This is a genomic window from Pontimicrobium sp. MEBiC01747 (genome assembly GCF_053601635.1).
Map to the genome: position 1 here is coordinate 1 of NZ_JBSHNS010000197.1, position 5,195 is coordinate 5,195.

The following is a 5,195-nucleotide window of genomic DNA, read 5'->3' on the forward strand; positions in this document are numbered from 1 at the left end:
TTACAGGACTGTTCTAAAAACGTTATTGTTCTTCTTACCGGAAGATACCTCCAATCTTGGCTATTACCGTCTAAAGTACGTGCACCCCAAATTAAAATACCTAAACCATTAAAAAAACGAATAGCATTTATAGATTTCCCAGATACAGCATCTACATTAAGATTGGCTTGTTGAGTATTAGATAATTTTATAGGTAGAGATACTGCGCTCGTTATAGAGGTATTGGCAGGCGCTTGCCATGGGCCAATTTCGTTATCTGTTCTAGTAATAACACCAGCTATTCCACCACTAGGCGGTAGCATGTTAATATCGCTTAATACATGATTAATTATTTTAGCATAAGTACTGCTAGCTTGCATTAAGGCATTGTTATATTGACTAACTGTTAAAGGTTTGTCTGGCGGCATTTCAATATTAGATAAAATAGTATCTACGGTACTATTTGGATTAGTAGTGGGACTTAATAAAGGTTGTAGCTGTTTTATAGCACCACCAAATAAATTGGTGTAATCAATGTTAGACGATTGCATTATGGTTGTCTCTATAAAAGGATAGTAAGCAGTGCCATAATTTAATCCATTTGTACCAGTATTATCTCTAAATGTTTCTATGTCATTTGTATATAGAATAGGGTCTGGATCTCGACCGCCTATAATATCGAAAATACAAACTGCGGTTTGCATGCTTTCGACCTGCAATAACATCTCTTGCATTAAAGTACCATTGTTGTTTACAGACAATAATGTAGCTTCTGGACAAATGTACATGGTAGGTTCTTGTTCTTGTTTTAATAAAGCAAGACCATTGCTAAGTGCATTCAATTCTACATTAGGGTTTATAATGTGCTCTCCAGGTGTTATTCCAGCTCCAGATGGCGCACCATAAGTGCCTACAGAAACAATATAAGCATCTCCACCACCGTTTTCGTAAAATAAGCGAATACTGTTATATAAATAATACACCGTATTTGGGTCTGGTACAATAGAGTAATACGTGCTTTCTATAAGTATATAGTCCCCTTTCTCTGGTTTGCTTTGTTGTGCTACTAAATAGTACTGCGGATTATACTGTTTTGCAAGATCTGCAGGTGCTGGAGGATTAGGATAACAAAAAATAGCCTGAAAATCTGCAAAAGATGTTATTTTTGTTGGTACATTAGTGTAGTCTTTGCCTTCGTATTTTGCTTGCGGTGTGTAGCCAATAAATGCAGGTACGGCTGTAGCTACTGGTACTACAGAATTACCAAAAGCATCTACTTCATTAATGTAAACTCCTGGTGTTTTTATGTTAGGTGAATTCATTGTTAATAGTTGTTATAAGTTTAGATATAAATTAGGTGAGGTTGCCATTATTAATTGAGTATTTCTGTAGGCTTGAATATTGCATCTTTACAGCTGTTATTTTTATAATAACTATAAAATATTTCTACATTAATAAATAAGTTAAATGTATTGGTCATGCATACAGGTTAATTAATAAGGTATAGCTATCAAAAATAAAAATACGGTTTTAAATATATAAGCGTATAAATACGTGTTTTGTTATCCTAAAAAAAACTCATCGGGGTTAATGATATTATTTTGTATAGAATAGATAACCAATCCAGCTGTATTTTTAACACCAGTTTTTAAAAGAATTCGGTTTTTATGTCCCTCTACAGTGCGTTGTGTAATAAATAGTTTTTCGCCTATTTCTTTAGCAGTGTATTGAGAGCAAATTAATTTAAGTACATCCATTTCTCGATCTGTAAGTAATTGTTTTTCTTCTAAAATAGGTTTAGGCGAATTGTTTAATATTTGTTCTCTAATAACTTCAATTTGGTTAGGTAAAAAGTAATGCCCTTTTGTATGGACTTCTTCTATTATTTTTAATAAATCATTTAATCCTGTATCTTTTGGTATAAAAGCATTGGCACCAGATTTAAGTATAAATCCTATAAAAGTTGGTTTGTAATGAGAGGATAAAACAATGATTTTAATATCAGGAAAATCCTTTTTTAAAACGGCCATAGTGTCCACTCCATTCATTTTCTGCATGCGTAAATCTAACAAAACAATATCTGGAATTGTTCTACAGCAATGCAATTGTTTTATAAAATCATGACCATGATGTGCAATTATATTAATGGAAATATGAGTATCTTCTACAAAGAAATTTTTTAGCAGCTCTACTATTAATTTATCATCATCTACTAGAGCTAAGTTTAAGTTTGTTGCGTTCATTGTTTAGGAAGTTGAATTAATATTAGTAAATCTGTCCCTTTATGTATAGTCGATTTTAGCCGGTATTTGCCTTTAAGTAAGTGTATTCTAAGTTCCATGTTTTTTAACCCTAAACCTTTAAATTGTTTTTTAGAATTAAATCCTTTTCCATTATCTTTTATTCTTAAAACGATATAGTTTTTAGTGATTCGTAAAGCAAAAGACAATAGGGTAGCATTGGCATGCTTAATGCTATTAGTAATACACTCTTGTAATATGCGTATTAATTGTAGTTTTATGTTTTTTTGTATTTTAAGCTGTAATGTATTTGAGGTAAATAACTCAATAGTATATTGGCTTTTAAGCGGGTGAGTTATTGTGTTAATCCATTCGGCTATACTAGTTTCTTCTAGTAGCGGAGGCGATAAATCGTGAGAAATTCTACGAGCAGTTGCAATACTCTCTGTTAACATTTTTTCAGGATTTACAATCTTAGATTTAGAGCTTATAGCTAAAGAAAGTACATTAAGCTTACTAATTAAGTCATCGTGTAAATCGGAAGCAATGCGTTTGCGCTCTCGTTCTTGTATAATTACGCTCGTTTTAAGTAATTCTTCTCGATGTGTTAGTTTCTCGATATTTAGTTTTTCTTGCGCTATAAGCATACGTTTTATGTGAATGCGGATAAAAAATACTATTGCTATACCAAGGCATACTATTGTTAATAAACCAATAGTAATCCATATAGCTACTATTTCTGGGTTTTGCCATTTTTCCATAAGTAAAAGCTTAGAAATGAGTAGAATATTGTCATGGCTATAATGTTAATTATCCAAAGCGAAAATATTATTTTGTAAGATATATTGACAAGGAAATTGGTGGTTAAAAACCAGATGCTATTTAATAAAAAGAATAAAAAAATGGCAGTATTTAATTGTGTTAACTTGTTGTGTTTATAAGGAGTATTAATTATTTTCCAATAAAAATAGAGACTTAAAAAAGTAATAGTAAAACCATCTAAAACTCTACCGTAAGAGTGAAAGTTCTGTACGTTGGAGGGATTACAAGTGAAAATATCTATTAGTATAAGTAATAAGCATATTGCAATAATATAGATGAATAATCTATTCTCTTTAAATAAAATAGTTTTATAAATCATAGCAAATAAGGTCAATTCTAAAAAACCAAAAATGGGAACTAAAATGAGATTATTATCATTTAAAGCTAAGTATCTACTTAGCATATCTGTAGTAAAAGCAATTATTAAATACAGGTAAATATATTTACTAGTTAGAGTCAGTTTTTTTAAAATAAAACTTGTAATAATAATTCCAATAAAAGAAGCTAAAGCAGGTAAAGCCAAAAGGACTTCCAGCCATAATTTTGAATTCAAAACAATATTAATTATTTCCAGTTACTAGTTTGTATAAAAAAAAGTTGTCTCTTCTTGTAGATTGGTTTTGTGTATCTCCAAAAGGTGGAACTAAACGTATAGTATTATAATAAGTTTGAGGTTGAGGAGGAGGAGGAGGGTAAACAATATTTTTATTTTCCATATCCCAAACAATCATATCTCCTTTTAAATTAGAAACAGCGCTAGGTTCTGTGCTTTCTTTTTTGTGTAAAGCAAAGTAAGCTCGATAATCTGTACCTTTCTTTAAATAATGTGTAGGGATTACAAAAATTTGAAATAGCACAATATTTGTGTCTATTTGGTAATCTATCCACTCGTTTCTTTCTGTAATCCAGTTGTTAATTCTTTTTAAAGCTTGTTCTCTTGGTACTGTATCAGATCTATTACTATCTGCTTCTGGTGGAGTATCTGAAATAATAGAGTATTCGCTAATATAATTCGCCATATTACCTCTTTCGTGTACAGCTTTTGTGTCTTTATCAGAATTAATAGCAAAGCACCTTAAAGATTCTATATTAGTTTCTGGGTCTTTAACAATAGCAAGATATACATGCAAAAAAGTTTTTATAGTTGTATTGGTAGTTTGTGTGTATTTAAATTGAAAGGCGTTGTGATTATTTGCAAATAAAGATTTAATTAATTCTTTGTTTTTTCCAGAATCAATCCACAATCTAATAGCCTCTTGTATTTTACTTAATTCCATTGTAATTAATTTTTACGAGAGTCTACTTTTAGGGAAAGCAAACAATATATTTTATAATAGATATGTAAGATAGAACTTTTTTGTTTTTAGCATAAATAAAAACACAATTTTATTACATTTTTATGGAGGTAGTTATTGCTATTAAAAGTTAAAAATATAATACAAATAACTAAGTATTATGTTTAATTAAAGCGGAATAAATATAGGAAGGTTGTAACTTTGCAGCGTATTAAAAAAGAAAGACATGAGTCATAAAGCAGGTTTTGTAAATATTATAGGGAATCCTAATGTAGGTAAATCCACACTTATGAATGCCTTTGTGGGAGAAAAACTATCTATAATTACATCTAAGGCGCAAACAACACGACACCGTATTTTAGGTATTGTAAACGGTGATGATTTTCAAGTTGTATTATCAGATACTCCAGGGATAATAAAACCAGCTTACGAGTTGCAATCTTCTATGATGGATTTTGTAAAATCGGCTTTTGAAGATGCAGATCTATTAATTTATATGGTAGAAATTGGAGAAAAGGAACTAAAAGATGAAGCTTTTTTTAAAAAAATTACTAGTGCTAAAATACCAGTTCTATTACTATTAAATAAAATAGATACCTCTAACCAAGAACAATTAGAAGCGCAAGTACAATTATGGGCTAGCAAAGTTCCTAATGCAGAAATTATACCTATCTCTGCATTAGAAGGCTTTAATGTAAAAGAAGTATTCGATAAAATAATAGAGTTATTACCAGAGTCACCACCATTTTATCCAAAAGATCAATTAACAGATAAACCAGAACGCTTTTTTGTAAACGAAAAAATTAGAGAGAAAATTTTAATGCACTACAAAAAAGAAATTCCTTATGCTGTAGAAGTA

At 30.3% G+C, this 5,195-nt stretch carries 5 protein-coding genes; 1 reads left to right on the forward strand and 4 read right to left on the reverse strand.

What is annotated here, in order from left to right; all coding sequences use genetic code 11:
* The 4 genes from ACVC2P_RS06425 to ACVC2P_RS06440 all read right to left on the reverse strand — a co-directional run.
* The coding region (locus tag ACVC2P_RS06425; protein WP_452597653.1) for a phage tail sheath family protein at positions 1–1,301 on the reverse strand (1,301 nt) is incomplete at its 3' end.
* A 240-nt stretch (positions 1,302–1,541) separates the two neighbouring features.
* Positions 1,542–2,222, reverse strand: a complete 681-nt coding sequence (locus ACVC2P_RS06430) for a response regulator (protein WP_452597654.1) — start codon at positions 2,220–2,222, stop codon at positions 1,542–1,544.
* On the reverse strand, positions 2,219–2,980 hold the full coding sequence (locus ACVC2P_RS06435; RefSeq protein WP_452597655.1) for a sensor histidine kinase: 762 nt from the start codon (positions 2,978–2,980) through the stop codon (positions 2,219–2,221). The genes ACVC2P_RS06430 and ACVC2P_RS06435 overlap by 4 nt, the downstream gene beginning before the upstream one ends.
* A gap of 621 nt (positions 2,981–3,601) precedes the next feature.
* The gene (locus ACVC2P_RS06440) at positions 3,602–4,318 is read right to left on the reverse strand and encodes a hypothetical protein (RefSeq protein WP_452597656.1); all 717 of its coding nucleotides are present in this window, start codon (positions 4,316–4,318) and stop codon (positions 3,602–3,604) included.
* 244 nt (positions 4,319–4,562) lie between these two features.
* Between ACVC2P_RS06440 and era the strand changes: the two genes are divergently transcribed.
* On the forward strand, positions 4,563–5,195 hold a 633-nt coding region (gene era / locus ACVC2P_RS06445; RefSeq protein ID WP_452597657.1), incomplete at its 3' end, for a GTPase Era.